At 45.7% G+C, this 18,888-nt stretch carries 30 protein-coding genes; 6 read left to right on the top strand and 24 right to left on the bottom strand.

Features of this window, described 5'->3' with window-relative positions; all coding sequences use genetic code 11:
• Positions 1-35: 35 nt before the first annotated feature.
• The 8 genes from CLV48_RS06560 to CLV48_RS06595 form a co-directional block, all read right to left on the bottom strand.
• Complete coding sequence (locus CLV48_RS06560; protein ID WP_106566459.1) at positions 36-521, bottom strand: hypothetical protein; 486 nt, start codon at positions 519-521, stop codon at positions 36-38.
• Position 522: 1 nt separating this feature from the next.
• Positions 523-1,035 carry a hypothetical protein gene (locus CLV48_RS06565; protein WP_106566460.1) on the bottom strand — a complete coding sequence of 171 codons (513 nt, stop codon included), beginning with the start codon at positions 1,033-1,035 and terminating at the stop codon, positions 523-525.
• Between the two features lie 2 nt (positions 1,036-1,037).
• Positions 1,038-1,514, bottom strand: a complete 477-nt coding sequence (locus CLV48_RS06570; protein ID WP_106566461.1) for a hypothetical protein — start codon at positions 1,512-1,514, stop codon at positions 1,038-1,040.
• Positions 1,511-2,014 carry a hypothetical protein gene (locus CLV48_RS06575; protein WP_146140073.1) on the bottom strand — a complete coding sequence of 168 codons (504 nt, stop codon included), beginning with the start codon at positions 2,012-2,014 and terminating at the stop codon, positions 1,511-1,513. Before CLV48_RS06575 ends, CLV48_RS06570 begins: the two co-directional genes overlap by 4 nt.
• Positions 1,996-2,367: a D-Ala-D-Ala carboxypeptidase family metallohydrolase gene (locus CLV48_RS06580; protein WP_106566463.1), complete on the bottom strand. Its 372-nt coding sequence runs from the start codon at positions 2,365-2,367 to the stop codon at positions 1,996-1,998. Before CLV48_RS06580 ends, CLV48_RS06575 begins: the two co-directional genes overlap by 19 nt.
• Positions 2,358-2,870, bottom strand: coding sequence for a phage holin family protein (locus CLV48_RS06585; protein ID WP_170068989.1), 513 nt, complete (start codon positions 2,868-2,870; stop codon positions 2,358-2,360). The genes CLV48_RS06580 and CLV48_RS06585 overlap by 10 nt, the downstream gene beginning before the upstream one ends.
• A 1-nt stretch (position 2,871) precedes the next feature.
• On the bottom strand, positions 2,872-3,804 hold the full coding sequence (locus CLV48_RS06590) for a phage major capsid protein (protein WP_106566465.1): 933 nt from the start codon (positions 3,802-3,804) through the stop codon (positions 2,872-2,874).
• A 75-nt stretch (positions 3,805-3,879) separates the two neighbouring features.
• Entirely contained in the window at positions 3,880-4,875 is a 996-nt protein-coding gene (locus tag CLV48_RS06595) for an HK97 family phage prohead protease (protein WP_106566466.1), read from the bottom strand.
• 141 nt (positions 4,876-5,016) lie between these two features.
• On the opposite strand from CLV48_RS06595, the gene CLV48_RS06600 reads away from it, so the two are divergent.
• The 6 genes from CLV48_RS06600 to CLV48_RS06625 all read left to right on the top strand — a co-directional run bounded on the left by CLV48_RS06600 (position 5,017) and on the right by CLV48_RS06625 (position 11,072).
• On the top strand, positions 5,017-5,445 hold the full coding sequence (locus tag CLV48_RS06600; protein WP_106566467.1) for a phage terminase small subunit-related protein: 429 nt from the start codon (positions 5,017-5,019) through the stop codon (positions 5,443-5,445).
• Positions 5,445-7,013: a phage terminase large subunit gene (gene terL, locus CLV48_RS06605; RefSeq protein WP_106566468.1), complete on the top strand. Its 1,569-nt coding sequence runs from the start codon at positions 5,445-5,447 to the stop codon at positions 7,011-7,013. The genes CLV48_RS06600 and terL overlap by 1 nt, the downstream gene beginning before the upstream one ends.
• 1 nt (position 7,014) lies before the next feature.
• Positions 7,015-7,428, top strand: a complete 414-nt coding sequence (locus tag CLV48_RS06610) for a DUF1320 domain-containing protein (protein ID WP_106566469.1) — start codon at positions 7,015-7,017, stop codon at positions 7,426-7,428.
• Positions 7,429-7,431: 3 nt separating this feature from the next.
• Complete coding sequence (locus CLV48_RS06615) at positions 7,432-9,960, top strand: phage portal protein family protein (protein WP_106566470.1); 2,529 nt, start codon at positions 7,432-7,434, stop codon at positions 9,958-9,960.
• Between the two features lie 139 nt (positions 9,961-10,099).
• Positions 10,100-10,624 carry a phage virion morphogenesis family protein gene (locus tag CLV48_RS06620; protein ID WP_106566555.1) on the top strand — a complete coding sequence of 175 codons (525 nt, stop codon included), beginning with the start codon at positions 10,100-10,102 and terminating at the stop codon, positions 10,622-10,624.
• A gap of 1 nt (position 10,625) precedes the next feature.
• Positions 10,626-11,072, top strand: a complete 447-nt coding sequence (locus CLV48_RS06625; RefSeq protein ID WP_106566471.1) for a hypothetical protein — start codon at positions 10,626-10,628, stop codon at positions 11,070-11,072.
• 386 nt (positions 11,073-11,458) lie between these two features.
• Here CLV48_RS06625 and CLV48_RS06635 read toward each other — a convergent pair whose 3' ends face one another.
• The 16 genes from CLV48_RS06635 to CLV48_RS06705 form a co-directional block, all read right to left on the bottom strand.
• A complete protein-coding gene (locus CLV48_RS06635; RefSeq protein ID WP_106566472.1) occupies positions 11,459-12,025 on the bottom strand; it encodes an outer membrane beta-barrel protein in 567 nt (188 codons plus the stop codon).
• A gap of 42 nt (positions 12,026-12,067) precedes the next feature.
• On the bottom strand, positions 12,068-12,310 hold the full coding sequence (locus CLV48_RS06640; RefSeq protein ID WP_106566473.1) for a hypothetical protein: 243 nt from the start codon (positions 12,308-12,310) through the stop codon (positions 12,068-12,070).
• Complete coding sequence (locus CLV48_RS06645; RefSeq protein WP_106566474.1) at positions 12,303-12,896, bottom strand: Rha family transcriptional regulator; 594 nt, start codon at positions 12,894-12,896, stop codon at positions 12,303-12,305. The genes CLV48_RS06640 and CLV48_RS06645 overlap by 8 nt, the downstream gene beginning before the upstream one ends.
• 264 nt (positions 12,897-13,160) lie before the next feature.
• Entirely contained in the window at positions 13,161-13,739 is a 579-nt protein-coding gene (locus CLV48_RS06650) for a hypothetical protein (RefSeq protein ID WP_106566475.1), read from the bottom strand.
• Positions 13,740-13,745: 6 nt separating this feature from the next.
• Positions 13,746-13,949, bottom strand: a complete 204-nt coding sequence (locus tag CLV48_RS20830) for a putative quorum-sensing-regulated virulence factor (protein WP_106566476.1) — start codon at positions 13,947-13,949, stop codon at positions 13,746-13,748.
• A 15-nt stretch (positions 13,950-13,964) separates the two neighbouring features.
• Positions 13,965-14,378: a hypothetical protein gene (locus CLV48_RS06660; protein ID WP_106566477.1), complete on the bottom strand. Its 414-nt coding sequence runs from the start codon at positions 14,376-14,378 to the stop codon at positions 13,965-13,967.
• Positions 14,375-14,635, bottom strand: a complete 261-nt coding sequence (locus CLV48_RS06665) for a hypothetical protein (RefSeq protein WP_106566478.1) — start codon at positions 14,633-14,635, stop codon at positions 14,375-14,377. The genes CLV48_RS06660 and CLV48_RS06665 overlap by 4 nt, the downstream gene beginning before the upstream one ends.
• Before the next feature lie 24 nt (positions 14,636-14,659).
• On the bottom strand, positions 14,660-15,082 hold the full coding sequence (locus CLV48_RS06670; protein WP_106566479.1) for a DUF4406 domain-containing protein: 423 nt from the start codon (positions 15,080-15,082) through the stop codon (positions 14,660-14,662).
• A 7-nt stretch (positions 15,083-15,089) separates the two neighbouring features.
• Positions 15,090-15,506: an ASCH domain-containing protein gene (locus CLV48_RS06675; protein WP_106566480.1), complete on the bottom strand. Its 417-nt coding sequence runs from the start codon at positions 15,504-15,506 to the stop codon at positions 15,090-15,092.
• A 10-nt stretch (positions 15,507-15,516) separates the two neighbouring features.
• On the bottom strand, positions 15,517-16,038 hold the full coding sequence (locus CLV48_RS06680; protein WP_106566481.1) for a nucleotidyltransferase family protein: 522 nt from the start codon (positions 16,036-16,038) through the stop codon (positions 15,517-15,519).
• Entirely contained in the window at positions 16,035-16,589 is a 555-nt protein-coding gene (locus tag CLV48_RS06685; RefSeq protein WP_106566482.1) for a 3'-5' exonuclease, read from the bottom strand. The genes CLV48_RS06680 and CLV48_RS06685 overlap by 4 nt, the downstream gene beginning before the upstream one ends.
• A gap of 110 nt (positions 16,590-16,699) precedes the next feature.
• Entirely contained in the window at positions 16,700-17,116 is a 417-nt protein-coding gene (locus CLV48_RS06690; protein WP_106566483.1) for a DUF4494 domain-containing protein, read from the bottom strand.
• Positions 17,113-17,769: a DUF3164 family protein gene (locus tag CLV48_RS06695; RefSeq protein ID WP_106566484.1), complete on the bottom strand. Its 657-nt coding sequence runs from the start codon at positions 17,767-17,769 to the stop codon at positions 17,113-17,115. Before CLV48_RS06695 ends, CLV48_RS06690 begins: the two co-directional genes overlap by 4 nt.
• The gene (locus CLV48_RS20515; RefSeq protein ID WP_170068990.1) at positions 17,766-17,921 is read right to left on the bottom strand and encodes a hypothetical protein; all 156 of its coding nucleotides are present in this window, start codon (positions 17,919-17,921) and stop codon (positions 17,766-17,768) included. Before CLV48_RS20515 ends, CLV48_RS06695 begins: the two co-directional genes overlap by 4 nt.
• Entirely contained in the window at positions 17,899-18,492 is a 594-nt protein-coding gene (locus tag CLV48_RS06700) for a hypothetical protein (protein WP_106566485.1), read from the bottom strand. Before CLV48_RS06700 ends, CLV48_RS20515 begins: the two co-directional genes overlap by 23 nt.
• Positions 18,489-18,887 (bottom strand): hypothetical protein, encoded by a 399-nt coding sequence (locus tag CLV48_RS06705; protein WP_106566486.1) that lies wholly within the window; start codon positions 18,885-18,887, stop codon positions 18,489-18,491. Before CLV48_RS06705 ends, CLV48_RS06700 begins: the two co-directional genes overlap by 4 nt.
• Position 18,888 lies beyond the last annotated feature (1 nt).

Here is an 18,888-nt window from a genome sequence, read left to right on the forward strand (position 1 = left end):
GAATATCCCCATCGGGCTATGAAGGCCGCTGGCCTTTAACTCCCTTTCTTTTTGTTTTGACCCAGATTGCTTGGATCTGTGATCTTGGCTGCCCTTAGCAATCTGGTAGTATTCATAAAATCCGAAGTGCCGTTATACACCAGGATAAATTCAAGAAGTGCAAAAAGCTCCCTCCAGTGCATATTCCATACCAGGAATGAGGCCATCATTTTTGAAAACATCCTGATCTTCCATTTTGAATTCAAAGCCGCAATCGCTACAGCTTCGGCGATCTTTATCCCGTGCAGCTGCATCAGCTCGAGAGCCCTTTCGGTATCCACCTCTTTGAGCTCCTCTTCTTTGATCCCTGTGGCAAGATATGCGGCACTGCATTCGAGCAATGTCCCTGCATAAAGCTTTCTTATCCTTATCGATATATGCTTTCTGCCAAGTATCCTTAAGAAAAAAGGGGCCCTGACCTTAGCCCTGATGCCCCTTTCCAAGATACTGACCGCTGCATTTAGCTCAGTCTGATGCTTCATCTTACACTCCTTCTGCAGGCGGATCAGTCCAGGAGAAATCCGGAACTTCATCGATACCTGTATCCATGACCACACCGCTTACATCGATCAGGTTGATATTCGCCTCGGTGATCTCAAAGTTTGGCCTTGAATAGTGCGAAAACGCCGGGATCTCTATTACTGAATCATCCTCTACCGTAATCCTTAAGGCTTTCACCCTTTCGCCCCTGAACTTCGGTGCGTTCCATTTTTTTACGGTATTCACCGTGGTCACTGTTCCACCAAGAGCCATTTCAAGAGCATCAGGATCAGTTTCCATCAACTGAAAACTTACATCGATAGCCGCAGGTGATACCCTTCTTACCCTTGGATTGATTTTGCCCTGCTCAAAGTGCGGAGTAACAGAAGGCTCAGGCTCTGTCATTACAAAGCTGTCCCTGTACACCGGAATGGCCACATAATTGGATGTCGCTCCGGTTGTGGGGTTGAAGTCACCAAATTCGATCTTCTTGGCGCCGTATTTTACTTTTCCCATCCTTATTCAGATTTTTGGTTTTCCTCATTGTTTACAGGTGCTGGTTCAGGTTCCGTTGCTGCTTTTTCAAGTTCGGCCACACGCTCCCTGAGCTTGTCCATGCCGATATTTGCAACTGGTTTTTTACCAGAAAGCTCCTCATGTCTTTTGACCAGCTGATCCCTCTCAGGATCTGCCGTACCCTGTGCGCCAAGCGTACTTTCACTTCTTGTACCTGTTGCCTGGAACTCATTCTTGGCTTTACCCTGATCTTCATTTACAGATTTCTGCTCTGAAGAAGCAAAGCTTATGTTTCCGCTTACTGCCATTGCCCTGGTAACCTCTGTGACTTCTTTGTCCTCAAGGCTTCTGCCATGGTTTACAGCATCGGACTTTTCCGAAAACGCCTGCCCGTCAGAAGTAAAATAAAAAACCTTGGCTGCAGTGTGTGCGGCAAATACCATCTTTGCGATATCTGCCAGTTTTTTTGAATCTTTCATAAACCGATAATTTTTCTAATTGGTCTTCTTGTTTTCCAAAGAACCCATAGGATAAGTATCAAAGAGGCCCACATCACTATCCGGAACCATAAATTATTGCTTTTCCTCACACTGGATTCTTCAATTACAGAATTTCCCGATTGGTTTTCAGTCCTTCCGTACACTTCCTGACTGCCGTACGAGAGTTTTGATCTTGCCACTGGCCTCGACACTGCATTGTATGACAGCTCTGTATCTGTTATACTCAGCTCCAGGCTTATCCCCTTACCCGATACCGGTATCACTACCGGTACTGTGCCCAGGGGAGGTAATGGAATCCTTCCGGTCAGGGAATCGCCGAACTGAAACTGTTCAAAATGGCCAGAACTGTTCAGATAGATGAGTTCCTTTTCTTCACTTTCGGTATAGCTGCCGGACATCTTTGATTTCCTGACAGAACCGCAGCTGCAGACCAGAAGGAAAACCGCCCCAGTAAGAAAAACTAATATCCTCCCCGCCATTGTGCATCAGGTTTGTCCGGATCATTGTCCACGTGGACAAAGTTCCTGTATATACCTATCCTTCTGAAGCCTGCTTTTTTACAGGCTTCAATGACCTGGCTTTGGGTTTCCGGATCAGTGGCAATATCAGCAGCATAGCCTTTCATATGGGATGAATTTTTAGATCCTCCCACAGCGTCATTGTGTTTTTTGGTGCGGAAGCCGGAATTGATCCTAAAGGGAATCCCCGCAATCTCCCTTGCACTGTCGAGCATCAGTAATGTACTGATCCTCATATTTCCCCCGGTGCCTCTTCCGCTCCCGTCACCATCATTGCTGTCAAACTCAGCTGGATTAAAATGCTTTATTTCCATACCCTGTTGATTTTATCCTTAAGCTCATTGATCCAATGGCTCTTTTCCTTGCCCCTGATCACAGCCATATTCTCAGCTATAGATACTATTATCTCCAGGACAATCTGCGTGCATAAGAACAGATGTATCCATGAAAACACCTCATAGGCCATCATCCTTCCCATATTGTAATAACTGATGGCAAAAAGATGTGGGAGCCCTATGATGATCAGGTACTGCAGGACCTTAAAACTGAACCTGCTCAGCCTTTTGCTTTCAAATGGCTCACCTTTGATCTGGCTTGCCTTAATACCTGTCCGGAGCTCTACAAAAAACGAAAGCAACAGAAAGAGAAAGGCTACCCAGTCAATGCCAAACAGCCTGGTGACAAGCGCACTCAGGGCACTTACGATCATGATGGTCTGGGTAAGATCATACTTCAGACTGGGGGCAAGTGACTTGAGCAGCTGCCCCCAGCTGTTGTAATTGAATGAATTGAGCAGATATACAAGAAATGCCCTCATATTATCCTCCGGACACTTCATCTGAAGCTATAGCCCCTATATACTTCGCCCTTTTTGGAACGGCAATGAAGTAGTGGCGGATAGCGTATCTGTTATCCTGATTTTCAGGATCAATGACACTTGACTTGAAATACTGCTTGGTCATACCTGTCTTACGTGCTATATTAGGCACATAGTAGGCCACAGATGCCTGATGGTCACCCGCTACAGGAGCAGCACCCCAGGCTTTCTTGTTGGTGCCGGTATAATACGGATTGGCCACATATCCATAGATCTGGAATCCTGCGATTACAGGAGCTACAGTACCCGCATTGTAGTTCACAAGCGAATCACCGAATCTCTGACGGTCAAGAAGGGCATCGTTAAAGTGATCCGTTGAAAGCACGATCCTTCTCCCGGACATTGGAACCTCCATTTTGTCAAACTTATCCTTAAGTGTCACGAGATCTTCATATCTCATGATCCTTCTGCCTGCAGCAGCTCCTCCGACAATCGCTCCGGTAGTGAGGACTACAGGCGTAAGCGCTGTATTGGCTGCGGGCGCAATGGCATGGATGGCTTTGGCATATTTCTTTTTCAGGATAGCCTGGATAAGCGTACGTGTGGCCGCATCGATCCTGTCATAAGACGCACCGATTACCTGATCATCACTCAAGGTTATCACTTTGGTCTGGTACTTGTCCAGCTGTATGGTAACCTTGTCATCAGTGTAGGCCTGAAGGGCCAGAGGATAGGTGGTATTATTGATCAGCACATCCGGTTCAAAATCCGTGGTCGGGATATGGATGATGTTCTGCTCAGACGCCGAACCGGATCCTACTTCCAGTACCGTGGTGTCAAGCTCATCGACACCTTCAAGCCAAGGGGCTTCGTCAGTTGCTCTAAGGTTGGTCTCTACTCGAGCTCTCCATACCTCAGGAAAATTTAATGGCATATTCTGCTGTGTTTAAATTGTGTATAAAGCCTAATTAATACCGGGGCTTTTTACTATTTGTGGCGATTTCAGCTATCAGGCAAACAAGGCCTGATAAGCTTCAGGGTTCTCATTCTTGAAAGCAAGCTGCCTGGCCAGAGGAAGTTTCTGAAACTCATCCAGGCTCTTTGGCTGATCAGCCGACCCGCCTGCCGGACTTCCTTTGATGCCTGCGGCAAGACCGGTCTTTCCTGGCATATTCTCAAGAATTGATTTGGCAAGGGAGATGTCGTTGATGGCAAGGGTTACAAACTGTTCTTTTTTGTCAGCTGTAAGCTTACCCGCCACTACGGCGGCATCTACCAGTGTCTCTGCCTCTTTTTTGACAGCAGCGAGCTGCGCATCCTTCATGGTCTGGATAGTCTGCTTTGCCGTGGTCAGATCGTCCTGTGCCTGCTTAAGATCGGTACCAAGCTTGGCTATGGCGGCATTGACCGCCCCAGCATCATCCTGATTGCTCAGGCCGGCAGCCAACAGTACCGATAAGGCCGGGCCGCTTAAGATGAATTTTTCCATATGGTTGAAATTTGATTTTGGTTTTCCTGATGTCACTTTTTTAGTATCAGGGGATTCCTTTACTGCAGAAAGGCATAACCTGATCTGGTCATCACTCATCAGCTTGCCCGGAGCGGCATAGAGCCTTACCGCATTGGCATTGCCCGGAATGGTTACCAGTGAGGCTTCATAGAGTTCTGATTGTACCAGGTCAAAAAGCCCGTCAACAGCTTTTTCAAGGTTTTCCTGAAGAAAAAGAAAGCCCATAGAACATGCCTTGATAAACCCACGCTTCACTTTACCGGCTATCTTGGCAGTATCTTCATCATCCATATCAAATTCATCGTCTGCCAGTAACAGATTCCCTTCGATACGGATGTTAGTCCAGCGACCGATAATAGACATTAGGTCCCAGTCCTTATGCATAGCGAGCATTACCGGATTCTGCCGGAAGCGCTCCAGGTCAATGCCTGAATTCTTCACACGGAAACCGTACACGTTTGCCTTCGTCTCATCATTTAATACCCATGTTGCCATCCGGTCGCTGTTCTAATTGTTTGCCCTTTGTGAACCCAAAGATTCAAGGACATTCATTAAGCAAGAAATAGTTGTGCAACCCTTGCCCGCTTTTTTTATTACAAAGGCATTTTGGGCCACTTTTGGCAGAAAAAAGGGCAAATGGCAGGCAAAAAAGACAAAATAAGATACCAGGCTAAAGACTACTTTGTCGAAAACTTCGGCGCCACTAAAAAGGAAGTGGCAGAGCTTTTCGGGGTTACGGAGAAGACCATCGGGGACTGGTCTTTCAAGGACAACTGGGAAAACGAAAGACTCAACTATCACGCCTCACCCGTCAAGATAAAACAGCTACTGCAGCAGGAACTCCTTTCAGTGGCCCAGGGAAATCAGCCAAAACTGCCGGCCGATGGCATATCCAAACTTATGTCTGCCCTGGACAAAGTGGAAAAGAAGGCTGATCCAACAGTCGTATCCAGGATACTTAAAGACCTGGATAATTTCATATCCGAAGAAGATCCGGAATTCGCACTCAAGTGCATACACTGGCATAAGCAGTTTTTGATTCACCGCATTAACCTCGAAGGCTGATGAGCATCGAAAACAGAAAGTACTTAAAACTTCTCGCAGATTATGACAAGCACTGCGCTAGGATATCAAAGTCCACCACCATTGATATCCATGAAAACCCCGAAGCTAAGGCAAAAAGGGTACGCAGACTGGAAAAGGACTACATCGCATGGTTTGAGTATTACTTCCCCAACTTTGCCAAGAAAAAATCGGCATGGTTCCACAGAAGACTTGCAGAGCTTGTCATCAACAATAAATCCCTAAGGCTGCTGGCAGAGATGTACAGGGGTGCAGGCAAGTCTGTACATATCGATATGGGGCTTCCATTGTTTATGTACCTGGCCAAGGGAGATCTTAAATACATGCTCCTGATAGGTCAGACAGAGGAAAAGGCCAAAAAACTCCTTGGCGGAATACAATCACAGCTTACACACAATAACAGGCTCAAAAACGACTATGGCGAAAAAGTACAGCACGGAGACTGGGCTTCCGGTGACTTCCTTACCACGGATGGAGTAAGGTTCATGTCACTTGGATTCGGACAGGATCCAAGGGGTTCAAGACAGGATGCGGACAGGCCTGATTATATCGTAGTGGATGATGTGGACAGCAAGAAGCACGTAAACAATGACCGTCTGATGCGTGAAGCCCTTGATTTCCTCACTGAAGACGTGTGGGGATGTTTTGATTCCGATCAGGATTCCACCAATAGGTTCATCTATGCCAACAACAACTTCCACCGAAATTCCATCACCAACAGGCTAAGGGTTTATTTCCTAGAACAGCTACAGAAGCAGGCCATCAGCGGAAGGGCTTCAAGGACACTTTTTGAGGTGTTCAGGGTATGTGCTGTCAAGGACCTGACCACATTTGAACCCGAATGGCCGGAAAGGGGAGGTGCAGACTACTGGCGTGACAAATACGAAAACATGCCCTATCGCTCATTCATGCGTGAATTTATGCACGTACACATTGAAGAGGGCAAGGTATTCAAGTCCAGAGACATGCTTTTCAAATCACCCTATTGGCTTAAGGATTATGATGCGCTATGTTTTTACGGTGACCTTTCCTACAAGGCAAACGGTGACTTTAAGGCCATGGTATTGGTCGGAAAAAAAGGCAGGGAATTCCATATAATCCTCTGCTATCTCAGACAGAAGAGCCGGGCAGATGTAGCCTCCTGGCTGTATGAAACTTACGAAATGTTCGGACTTCAGCGTCATAATATAAGATACCTCATTGAAGGACTTTTTGCCATGGACGAGTTCACCAATGATTTCCTGCTAGAAGGTGACAGGCGTGGCTACCATATTCCCGTAAGGCCGGACAAGAGGGCTAAGGGTGATAAATTTGACCGGATTGAATCCCTTGCAGGTTTCTTTGAATCACATATGGTCTTCTTCAATGAGGACTATCAGACCATAGACCAGCTGGAGCTGATCAACCAGTTCCTGGCATTTGAAAAAGGATCCCAGGCACATGATGACGGCCCTGATGCCGTACATGGAGCATTTACATACGTCAACCGAAGGACGCACCACAGATCAGCAGATTACAAGTTTGGGGAGCGAACCGATAACCATTACTGACATGCCGTTTATCAACAAAGAAGACCTGTCCACCCACATCTATCCTGAAGGTATGGATGCTATTTCACGTGAAGATGATTCCAATATAGAGGAAGCGATCACCGCAGCAATTCAGGAATCATCACAGTACCTGAGCAAATATGACACTGAAGCGATATTCTCCACTGAAGGTGAAGACAAAAAAAAATACAGCAACCTCATCACCTATATCAAGGATATAGCCAAGTGGCACTTTATAGCTGTGGCCAATGTGACCGTGGATCTTGAACTCGCAGAAAGAAGGTACAGTGCCGCCATCAAGGGCCTCATACAGATATCCAGGACTGTCATGAAGGGATGGCCGCTCATGAGCGATGATTATATCAAACCCTTCAGATCAGGCAGCAATTCAAAATTCAACCACTCCGGATTTTAACAAATGGAAAATAAAAACACCAACTCCAAGGTAGGAAAAAGAGTACTGCCATGGACTGCAAAATCTGTTTCACGGGTAAGGCAGGATATCAGATCCTGGAACAATGCACTCAACATTTCCAGGCTTGCAGATGATCCGTCCAACTGGAGACTGCAGCTGCTCTATGATGAGGTTATGCTTGATGCCCTTGTGACATCTCAGAGGGCCAATAGGGACAATCAGGTGCATTCCTCTGAATTCTCACTCAAAAAGCCAAACGGCGAGATTGATAAGGAACAGACCAAATTACTCAAAAAACATCCTCTGTACAGGTTTTTTAACCAGACCGTATTGGATACCGAATGGTTCGGGTACAATGTCGTGGAATTCTCCATAAAAGAATACATAGGGACAAAGAAGCTTAATGCCGAGGTGGTGCCAAGATACAATTTCACACCTCAGAACGGACGCTTCTTCAAAGACTACACAGACCCTACACAATACATAAAATACCGTGAGCTTCCAGAATACGGCACATGGATTCTTGAATTCTATTCCGGACACGAAGGACTTCTCAATAAGCTTGTAGCCCCTGTACTGCTGACAAGGTTTACCGAATCTTGCTGGTCAGAACTGGCAGAGATCTACGGGATACCCCCAAGGGTGATGAAAACCAATACACAGGATACCACCCAGCTCAACAGGGCCGAGAGGATGATGAGGGATATGGGATCCGCTTCCTGGTTCATCATCGACGAGACTGAGGAGTTTGAATTTGCCAAGGGTGTAAGTACCAACGGTGACGTGTACAAAAACCTCTTAAACCACCTTAGGGACAAAATCTGCCAGATGATCGTAGGCGGTCTGATCGGACAGGATACGGAAAACGGTAGCAGGTCCAAAGACCAGGTATCTTTTGATATGCTCTGGCTTCTTGTACAGTCGGACATGGCCAGAATTGAGGAAGCATGGAACAACACCATCATTCCGGCACTTGTGGCACATGGCGTGCTGAAAGGAGAGCTTACGTTTGAATTTGAACCTGCAGAGGATCTCGGTGACCTGTGGAAATTTGTACAGGGCCTTTTGCCGCATTACCAGATAGATCCCGAATGGATCAAAGAAAAATTCGGCATAGAGATCACCGCAGAGCGCACACGTACTTCTTTTGAAGAAACCCTCGGCCTCATGATGTCACACAGAGGAGAACAGGGTTTTTTTCACAAAGCCCTCCTGTCCCAGGACAGGAGGGCAGAATGTGGATGTCTCCACACAATCGGACTAAAGCTTCCAAAAGAAGCCCCAAAAACTGAAACCCTTATACAGCAGATAGCTGAAGCTGAAGGATCGCTCAGGTTTAGCCCTGAGACCATGCAGTCCACCGCCAAAACCCTCATCAAAGGATTCAACAGGGGCCTGTCAGGATCTAAGATCAAGCTGTCCGCTATAGTGGCAAAAAGACTGGACTTTGGACAGGTTGAAATCAGGTACGGGATCGACGATCCCCATCTGCTGACTTCCTTTGAGCTCAATATGTTCAGGTTCTCAGCAGGCAAGACGCTGGCTGAAGTACAGGCGCTCAACCAGGCATTCAGGGATGCGCCGAACTTCGACGTGTTCAGGACCAATGCACAGCGCATAGGTGACGTGTTCAATGAAACATGGCTCAGGACCGAATATGATACCGCTGTGCTCACCGGAGAAGGTGCCACTACCTATTACAGCCTCATGCAGGATGCCGAAGTATTCCCTTACTGGGAATACAGGACTGTGGGAGATGGGTCAGTGAGGCCTGAACATGCGGATCTCGACGGTCTTATCCTTCCTGCAAATGATCCTATGTGGCAAAAGATCTATCCTCCAAACGGATGGAACTGCAGGTGCTACGTAGTGGCCAGAAGCAGGGAGGAAGTGCAGGGGATCAATTTTAGTGAACAGCGTGACAGGGTGAATGATTACTTTGGTTCAGATGAATTTGACCGAGCGGTATCACAGGGATTCGGTGTCAACAGGGCCGTGACCGGTGAAGTATTCACGGCCAATCAGCAGTATATCACAGGTAAAAACCTCAGTCAGACCAACAGGCAGTTAAACAGCCTTACCGCAGACGACTACCGGATGAAACCATATTCAGAAGCCAAAAAAACCGCTAAAGCTGATGCGCCCACATATGAAGGATCTGCCCAGGAATGGCTGGCCAACCGTGCCACACTGAACAATGTACCTACTATTTACGATTACAACGGCCGTGCACTGGCCATCAATCCGACAGTATTCGAAATCCATACCACAGGCAAAAAAGCAAAAAGAAGCCTTTTACTGGAGGCGGTTACGGATACAATAGATTCTGCGGATGAAGTATGGCTGAGGGGAAAAACAGCCACTTCCAAAATGGACGAAATGGTTTACCTGAAGTATTACCTTGATCGGACGATTGTAGTCATCGGTAGGCAGAACAAATCCAATATCGTAGAGCTGCTCACCTGGTTTCCCCTGAATGAAAAACAGGAAGTCATAGACCGGTACCGCAGGGGACTGTTGATCAAAAAATAATCCCGTCCTGACAGCCGTCGGGGCGGGATAAAGCTTTCCTTGTCAGACGCTGTTCGTGCAGCCTTCCCGGTCCTCTGGCTTCTGTGATACCGGCCGGGAATTACCGCCTTCAAAGGCATATACAAATATACGTAAAATTATGGCAACAGATTCAAATGCTGACCTGGACAGGTTCTTCAGGAAGTTCGGACAATACTTTGACAGCAGTGTTCCTGCCTATATTTCCAATACGGCAAGGGAATACTACAGGAATTCATTCAGCAGGAAGGCATTTGACGGAAAGCCATGGCCTGCCGTATCGAAGACCTACAGGCCCAAAAGAGGCTCTCTGATGGTCCGTACCTCCAAACTCATGAACTCAATCAAGGAAGCCGAAAGAAGCCCTGATAAAGTCGTAATAGCAGCCGGTAACAGCAAAGTACCCTATGCCAGGATACACAATGAAGGGGGAGTCATCAAGAGGGGGGCAAGATCGGAGACATTCATCCGTACCCGTAACAAAAAGACCGGCAAATTCTCCAAAATCCGAAACCGCCAATCAGGACAGGGATTCAGCTTCAGAAAATCATCCGTTACGATTCCGCAGCGTCAGTACATGGGCTATGCCAAGGAACTGAACCTACAGATCATCGCACGTATCAAAGCAAACTTTAAATTCAAATAATATGGAACTGGAACAGATCTACCTTGCCGTAGCCGACAGACTTGCCGAAATAGAAGACCTCAAGTGGATAGACATGGACTTCGGTCAGCTCGATGACTTCAATGTAAGGCCCAGTGTGGCATTCCCATGTGCACTGATATCGACCGACATCACCAACGCCATTGAGCTCGGACAGAAGAAGCAGAAGTGTCAGATAGTCATCAATGTAAAGCTTGGATTCAGCTATACCGGAGAGACATCGCAGCGTACAGCCGCTTACCATAAGCAAAAAGCTCTCGCATATTACCACACTGTCAGGGAAGTGTACACCAAGCTCCAGGGACAGCGGATAGAGAGCACTACGCCGCTAAGAAGGACCCAACAGATAGAGACAGCACGTCCCGACAGGATCAAGATCACAGAGATGCCTTTTTCCACGGAGTTTCTCGATGTGTCCGCAGCGGAATGAAAAAGGCAATAATGCGGATTATTGCCTTTTGAAGTAATAAAAATCTGATCGCTAACATCCGATAAGCGGGATTAAAACCACCGCTTATCTCTCCGTTACCGATCAGCTGAACAGAGCCAGCTGATTAGGACTGATCACGGAGGACGGAGGCCTATGTATCCGCATATGCTTCATATTCATCCACTGCCGGTAGCTGATAAAAATACCGTGCTTCGGAAAAATACTCCGAACTATCCTCGTATCCGGTACATCTTCCTCCTTTACCTGAAGGTACACCTCGCGGATACGCTGCACTCTCTTCTTGTAATTGTCACGATTATAGGGCATAAAACAAAAAAAACCTGCCATACTGACAGGTCAAAAAAAGTTTTCAGGAAGTTTCAATCTTAAAGCCTAAAACCTAAAGACAAGGCAATTGGGCTTGCTTTATATTCATAGGTTTTTGACATATTACTTAAACCCCATAGACTATTAATCTCAACAAATAAACCTTTTGAAATATTATAACCTAAAGTGGCTGGTAAATAAATAAATCCTTGTAATTCAGAGAATGGTGCGGGTATGCTTGAGCCTGCTACCTCAGTTCTGAATGAAACTTCCTCTGATGCTGCCAAACCTAAATAACCAACGCCTACAGCAACATATAGGTTGCTAGGGAAAGTTCTTTTAACAAGTAAAGGTAAGCCAATATAATGTGACTTTAAAAAGGCTCCATCATTGTTACTGTGATTCAACTGCATGTAATTTGTCTCTACACCTATAGAAAATTCATCTGATATATTGTACCACATCCTTAAGGTGCCATTAAAACCAAAGTCTCCTTTATAATCAAAAGGAAGATCTGTAAATCTTGGGTAATTAGCACCAAATGCTAAATCAAAATTTAGGTTTTTTTGAGCATATACATTAGAAAATATGCTTAAGGCAAACAAAATAAAAACTAACTTTTTCATGACTTTAAGAGTTTGTGGGGGCTTGTCGCCCCCGGTTATGGATTATTTTTTTTGGTTATGTATCTGTTCAAAAGCCTTCCTGAGCTGTCTCAGGTAGTACCACTCGCTCTCTATTCCCACCGGGCCACCTGCATGCTCATCTGTCAAGATGTAGCTGAGGAGCTTTTCCTCTACAGTGTCCAGGTACCTGGCCATATCCTCTGGAGATGCCTGCTCCTCGACGATCTTGCTGATCGGGCTCAGGTCCCAGCCTGACCTCCCTGTGGTATCACATGACTTACACATGCGCACCTCCTCCGAGTCTGCTGATGGCCTGCCCCAGGAGGTCCGGAGCGTATCCGATGACGAGCTGTCTGTTCTGCTCCTTGTTATACACTGCCTGATCGATCAAGGCGGACATGATCCTGGCCGAGCGGGTACGTCCGCACTTCACAGCGGACACAGTGCGCCTGGCTACGCCCAGCTTATTGGCTATTGATTTCTGATCACCAGGGATAAGGTATTTGGCGATCAGCTCCAGTGTTAGTCTCTCATCATCCCGTAGCTTAAGCCTTCTCTTAAGCTTACTGTTCTCCTGCTCCAGTTGCATCCACCTGACGACAAGCCTTGCCCTCACTTCATCGTTAAACTTTGAAGCAATGTACAAACTTTCTGCTTGATTGAATTCATACATAGGTAATTTTCTGCCACTTGCATCGCTGTATTCACTGAGCTGAAATTTCAGCCCAGTAACTTGACTCCAACTTACTTCCTGATTTCTAACTGACTGGAGTAGATTTTTGTGAAGGGTCTGCGTAATTTCAGCCATTTCAAGTGATGTAATCCGTTGCTCATTTTTGGCCTGAGCTGGGCTCTGATGTAATGTTAACATTTTTATATGAGTTTTTTAGCTTTGGATAATCCCTATCCTCGGAGGCACCAAAAAAAAGGGCGGTACCCACTTCCCTCTGCTAAGTCCACTCACATGGGCCTCCATAGCCATTACAACCATGGAAAGGGGTTAGGTACCGCTTTATCAATTGGACATAAAAAATGCCCTGAAGCGACGCTACGGGCTCTTACACCCATATGAGAAATAGACTTAGCGTTGCTAATATACGAAAAAATTTTATTTACAAAAAAACAGGGTGTTTTTTTACTTCCAATCGATGATCCTTCCGGTCTGGTCCTTGATGGCTCTAAGTCCCCTGGACCGTAGGTGCCGGTAGTAGTCGCTCAGCTGATCAGCCTTCAGCTTGGTGCAGTAGGAGGCGTCCCATTCATCCGGATGCTTCTGCCTGCCGCCTGTGGCCATCTCCGCACGCAGCTCATTGTAGTACCTGACCAGGTTGGAGATGCTGTACTTTCCCTTCCAGAGGAAGTTATCCGACCTGAAGTAGTGGTGCAGCAGGGCTTCATCTAACTGCACATGCTTGATCTTGCCCGCATCGGCACCGATCACCTTATACTTGATACCTACGTGCTGCTCATATATACGGCAGAAGATGGCTATCTTTTCATTGGGGGCAGCGACACGCTCTACCTTCAGCCCCATAGACTCATACCTGCCGATGAATTCTTCCAGTATGGGCAGTGCGCTCAGGAATCGGTCATAGAGATAGTCTGTTATACCGTTTTTAAAAGCCATTTCAAAGCCTGTTAATCTGCCCTGCTCGAAGGATACGAGGAAGTGGCCTTTGAGTTTGGTAGATGAGAGTCTATAGACTGTTTTCATGTGATATCAGGTGTCATTGAGGTTGTCTACTCCGAAGTCTTCTATGTACATGATGACCTTATGGTACTCTTCGCTTATCTGTCTTCCAGACTCGACGTTTTTCATGATCTGTGAATAAAGCCACTTCAGGTATGGATCAGGCACGTTGGCCATTGGAGTGCCCTTATGCTTGCCGAATGGCATCGGATCAGTGTCTTGTAGTTTTTCCATCTTATGTCTATTTTCTTAAGTCTTATTGAGATCTCTGAGGTAGCTTACGTATACCTTTTCTTCAAATATGGAAAGGATTACATTGAGCTCGTTTTCTGTATGCTGCATGAGGGGCTTTTTGTACTTCTGTGCCAGGCACCATGTATTCAGTCGCTCCAGGATTTTTTTTTGTGGATTGGCAGACTCACATCCCCATCCCATCTGCCTGGCCAGACTGATCATCTTCTTGCGCTGTCTGTCTCCGGGCTTTGGTGTCCATCCGGAGTTTGTTTTGTCCCTTTGAATCATTTCCAGCAGCTCCATGTACTGCCGGTCCGAAAGGTCCCGGAGAGAGCTGGTAGCTCCCCCGGTAAAACCGTTCACTATATCTTCCTTACTCAAAGGAAGCTCCCTGATCAGGGCATAGAACTGTGCGTAGTTTCTACTCATCTTGATTCCTTTAACTGCCTCAGATTATAATTTTGCTCCGCTTGGATAAACTCCTCATCGGTCATACTCTTAATGATTTTGAAGTAGTAACCAACCGTACCAAAAAATTGTAAACTGCTTTCAATGCCCTTCTTTGCTTGTCTAGTTTTAGCTCGTTTAAGTTTATACATATTGTCATGAACAGTGTCCTCAGTGACTTCAATAACCTTTTCGACAGGCAAGAAATCAAACTTAAATTCAATTTTTTCATTAGCCATTTTTCTCCTCCTTTCCGTTCTCTTTTATCTCGCATCTCGCTTCTCGTCTCTCTCTATGGTTTCCTTAAACTCCTTCCTCACCTGATCCCTGATCTCATCGGTAAGGATCTGTATACCGACTTTGAGGGCTATCTCCCTTTCCCAGCTGGCTCCCTTGCTCTCCTGCCATCCGGGAAGCAGATAGATATAGTCACAGATCATCATCATGTGTATGGCTATCCTCATGGCCTCCTCCCAGCTGCACTGTGGATGCACATGTGCCAGTGGATCAAATATGGTAAATCCGTCATTAGCAAGTTCTAGTCCGGCCTCTGCAAAGAGTATGGCCGTATCATAGGGATTCCTGCCGCTGACAGGACCTGCGATGTATACGAGTTTTTCTTCTTTGCTGAATCCTCCCACTTCTTTGAGGCTTCTGATCGGTTCGATTTCCTGTAATTCGTTCATGGTTTTTTTAGATTAAAATGTTTGTCCAGTGATAAATGATGTGATTGTCAAAATCTCCTATTCTCAGACCGACATCATCAGGCCTGACACCTTCAAGCCAGTAGTCCCTGAAGTCTTCGACGCTTTCAAATCCATCAGCCTTTACAAATGCTTCAATTTCCGAGCTGTCCAACCTCCTACCGTCCACTTTGATCGATACAGTCCAGAATTTTTTACTGTCTTGTCTGATGACGGCACTGACCAATTGGGTAGCCGTTAGGGTAAACTGGTCGGTGATCTTCCTGACATTCTTGGTGCGGATATGCTTGTACATGTACAGGGTCTCACCTATTTTGGGCACCCTTCTCCGCTTTTTGCGGATCGTGAACTTCTTAGTCCCGTCCAGTATCGGTTTTTCAAACCTTTCTTTAAATCCTAGTAGCATAATATTTTATTTAATGTCTATTCTCAGGCTCCACCCAATCAATACCGAGCAACCTGAATAAATCGATTTCCTCCCTGATTTGGACTGCATTGCCCCGATCATTGTAGAGAATATCTTCCTTATAGAGAACACCTTCTCGGCTTTCGTAGCCCTTACGGCTCCAAGCTGTAGCGAGTACTTTGTGACTGAATTCAGCCGATCCAGTTCGGATGGCTAGGATCATTCCCCAGTTCTCAGGAGTTGCGAAGAAGATGTCTACTTTAATGACCTCATTGCCATGAGTAGCATAAATGCGCTGTGTGTACTTGCATGGTAGATCTCCTTTTATTTTTGGCCATTGCTCGATGACTGTCGCTATTCCTGATCGGAACAGGCCTACATTGTAGGGCTTTGGTATGCATACTATTTCGACATCCTTGATGCCATCAGCTTTCTTTCTCCTGATGCTACCGGCGATCTCTATCCGCTCACAGTGGGGGGCCAGCTCACTTTTGATCTGATTGGCCATCTTAAGGGCAAACTCGTAATTCATGGCAGGACGTTGTTTTGTTGATAGACATATTTAATGCATCTGATCTGATGCTGTGCGTCGGCTACTGGCAGGTGTTTGCTTCCCAGGAACTTCACCCTCTCCTGTAGGATGGGCCTCCAGCCGTGCAGATAAGTCCTCACGCAACGTTCATTGTAATGCTTCCATGGAGCAACAGACCCCACTGACTTAAATGCAGCGCTAAGGATGGCATTGTCAAAACTGGGGCCGTTGCCCCATACAAGTGTATCCTGATCGAAATGCCTCATATACCATAGGGAAAGTTCGGCCAGCACTACTTTGAGGGGACGCGGATCGACCAGGTTGCATTTAAGTACTTCCCTGTCCTGATCTATCCACCAGAGCAGTGTACTTTCGTCTATCTGCAGTCCGGCATCAAGCCCGCTCTGGATAGAGACATTGGCCCTGAAGTTGGGCACATCCAGTGTCTTGTATTCCATATGGAATGGCACCATGGCTATACTGATGATCAGGGCCCTTTCTCCGGTACCAAATGTCTCGATGTCAACCATTATGTTTTTTTGATACTTCATTAATCAGTCTTTTTATGGATTGTGGAAAATCAGATATTTTATAAAATTTAGTTTTGTTAGAGGTTTTGGAATCTATTACAAATCCCAATTCTTTAATATCTTGGATAGCTCTATAAGCATGCCTGGATTGGGCTTTCCTTTATTTCTGTTAACCTGAAGGTTACCAGCATATTGCTTAGGCTCTCATTGATCCGGTCATATGCCTCCTTTACATCATTTGCAGAGACCAGCATGAACTGTGTTACTTTCTTTTCACGCCCCGAATCACCGTCTACAATGAAGTAAGTAATTTTGCACTGCCACCAGTAATCGGAATCCTCATAGATGAATACATCGACAATGTTACTCTTAGTGACTGCTGTAACCTGAAAATCACCCCTGATATAATTGCCCAAAACTTCGTAGACTGTAGCTTCAGCTTCAGTAAAAGACACTGCATCTATCAGGTATTTTTCAGAGACAGCTTTCAATAGTCCCTGCTCATTTTCTTTGGCATACTTAAGCGTGCATATAAACCATGTTCTCATACCGATGCGAAGTTTAGGTTGATGTTTTCGTACTTTCCGCTCTGATCGTTCCGCTTGAAAAAGCGAACGTACTGGGCGCTGTCTACTTCTACATAAGAGGCCTTGAACAGTTCAATTGCTTTGATCCAGGAAGGATGGTCAAATTTGTCTTCCATCTTAAAGAGCCTGCCGACTAAGTTGATATCAAACTTGTCATTCTTCTTTTCAGTAACACCTTTGATGTATTCGTACATGGCAGTATCCTTCTTCTTGACATGTGTAAGGAGAAAATCCTCCAGGTGATGTGCTGCCATCTCTGCCCGCTCATCAAACTCTTTGATGACCTGGTTGGAAAATTCCACTTTGTAAGCCCCATCATCGCTTTTTAACTGGAAGTTTCCTTTGTTATTGGACTTCACATCGCCAAATTCCTTCATTACACCATAGTGATCCTTCAGCTTATCAAAGGCCTGATCTTTGAATTCCTTTAACAGCGTCCTTATTTCTTCGGCATTATGTACCAGTTCTCGCACCAGTTCGTTTTTACGGTTTTGATAGGCACGCTCTTTGCGTTCTTTCTCAGCTTTGGCCTTTAGAGCTCTTTCTTTAAGCAGCTGGTCAAGCTCCTCTGTAGTGAGCTCTGACACGGGTTTGTTTAAGATTGCTTCATTCATTTGAGTTTTGATTTTAGTTTTTGAAGATTTGATTCGAGATCCACTATCCGCTTGCTAAGTTTGCGGATAGTCTCTGGATCCTTGGTGGCTTCTATTTCATCGGATAGCTCAAGGATCTGCTTTTGTATTTCAGTCTGGGACTTGTTTGGCATTTTGTATTGGTTTTAACTGATTGATCACATCGAGGATAGTCATGTATCCATGGGGATTCCCCACCTGATAGTATTGTGAGAAGCTCAGATGCCATACCATGAAGGCACATCCCTGCTTCTGGTCAAGCTTTAGATTTGGTTTATCATTCCTGATGTTTTTCCTGATCTTCTCTTTGATGTCGTCCATATGGAGACTGAGGAGCTTTAAGGCTACATCATCAGTGCTTCTTGAAGTGAAGTCACTGAGAATGATGTAAAGGCTGTGTAACTGGCTTAGATTGAGTTTGATTGTCATATTTGATTCTATTAGCTGCATGATAGATTCGTAATCTTTCTTTACCTGTGGGTCGTGGTCAAGCCATACACTCATCTGTCCTATCCACTGTCTCAATGTTTCCGGTGATCTGCCAGTAATCTTTACTGCATAGTGCAGCTGCATATCCTTCAGAGCGTATGCAATGATTTTGCGAGGGTAGCTCAGACCTCTATTTCTTGCCCTGCTCTGTATCTGTTCTGCCCTTATTTCAAAGTACTCTTCTACAGCAGAAATAAGTTTTTCGGGATTGATCATAATAATTTCAAAATCTGGTAATACCTCATCATGAATTCATCGTCTTCAAGAAGTGCCTTGTGGCTGTGAAGCAGCATGTATTCAGTCATGCAATAGACTCTTTCCTGCTGATCAAGCGGATATTTAGAAAATGAATCTGTAAACTCCAGGAATTCCCTGTCCCTTGCATTCCACTCATTGTTCCAGAATCCTCTGAATACCGGACTGTAAAGTATCTGCTCTCTGACTTTGAGCCATCCCGTGGTAAGTGTCTCCACAAAATGACAGTATTCCCTGAACTGGAACCTGCAGTATGCATCATCTGACCACATGAGTAAATCCTGGATTTCCTGCTTTTGGTCTTTTGAGGCCTTTCGGACCTTTCCGATGTGTGATTTGGGGCTAAGTGTTTTCATG

The organism is Cecembia rubra, assembly GCF_003014575.1.
GTDB lineage: Bacteria > Bacteroidota > Bacteroidia > Cytophagales > Cyclobacteriaceae > Cecembia_A > Cecembia_A rubra.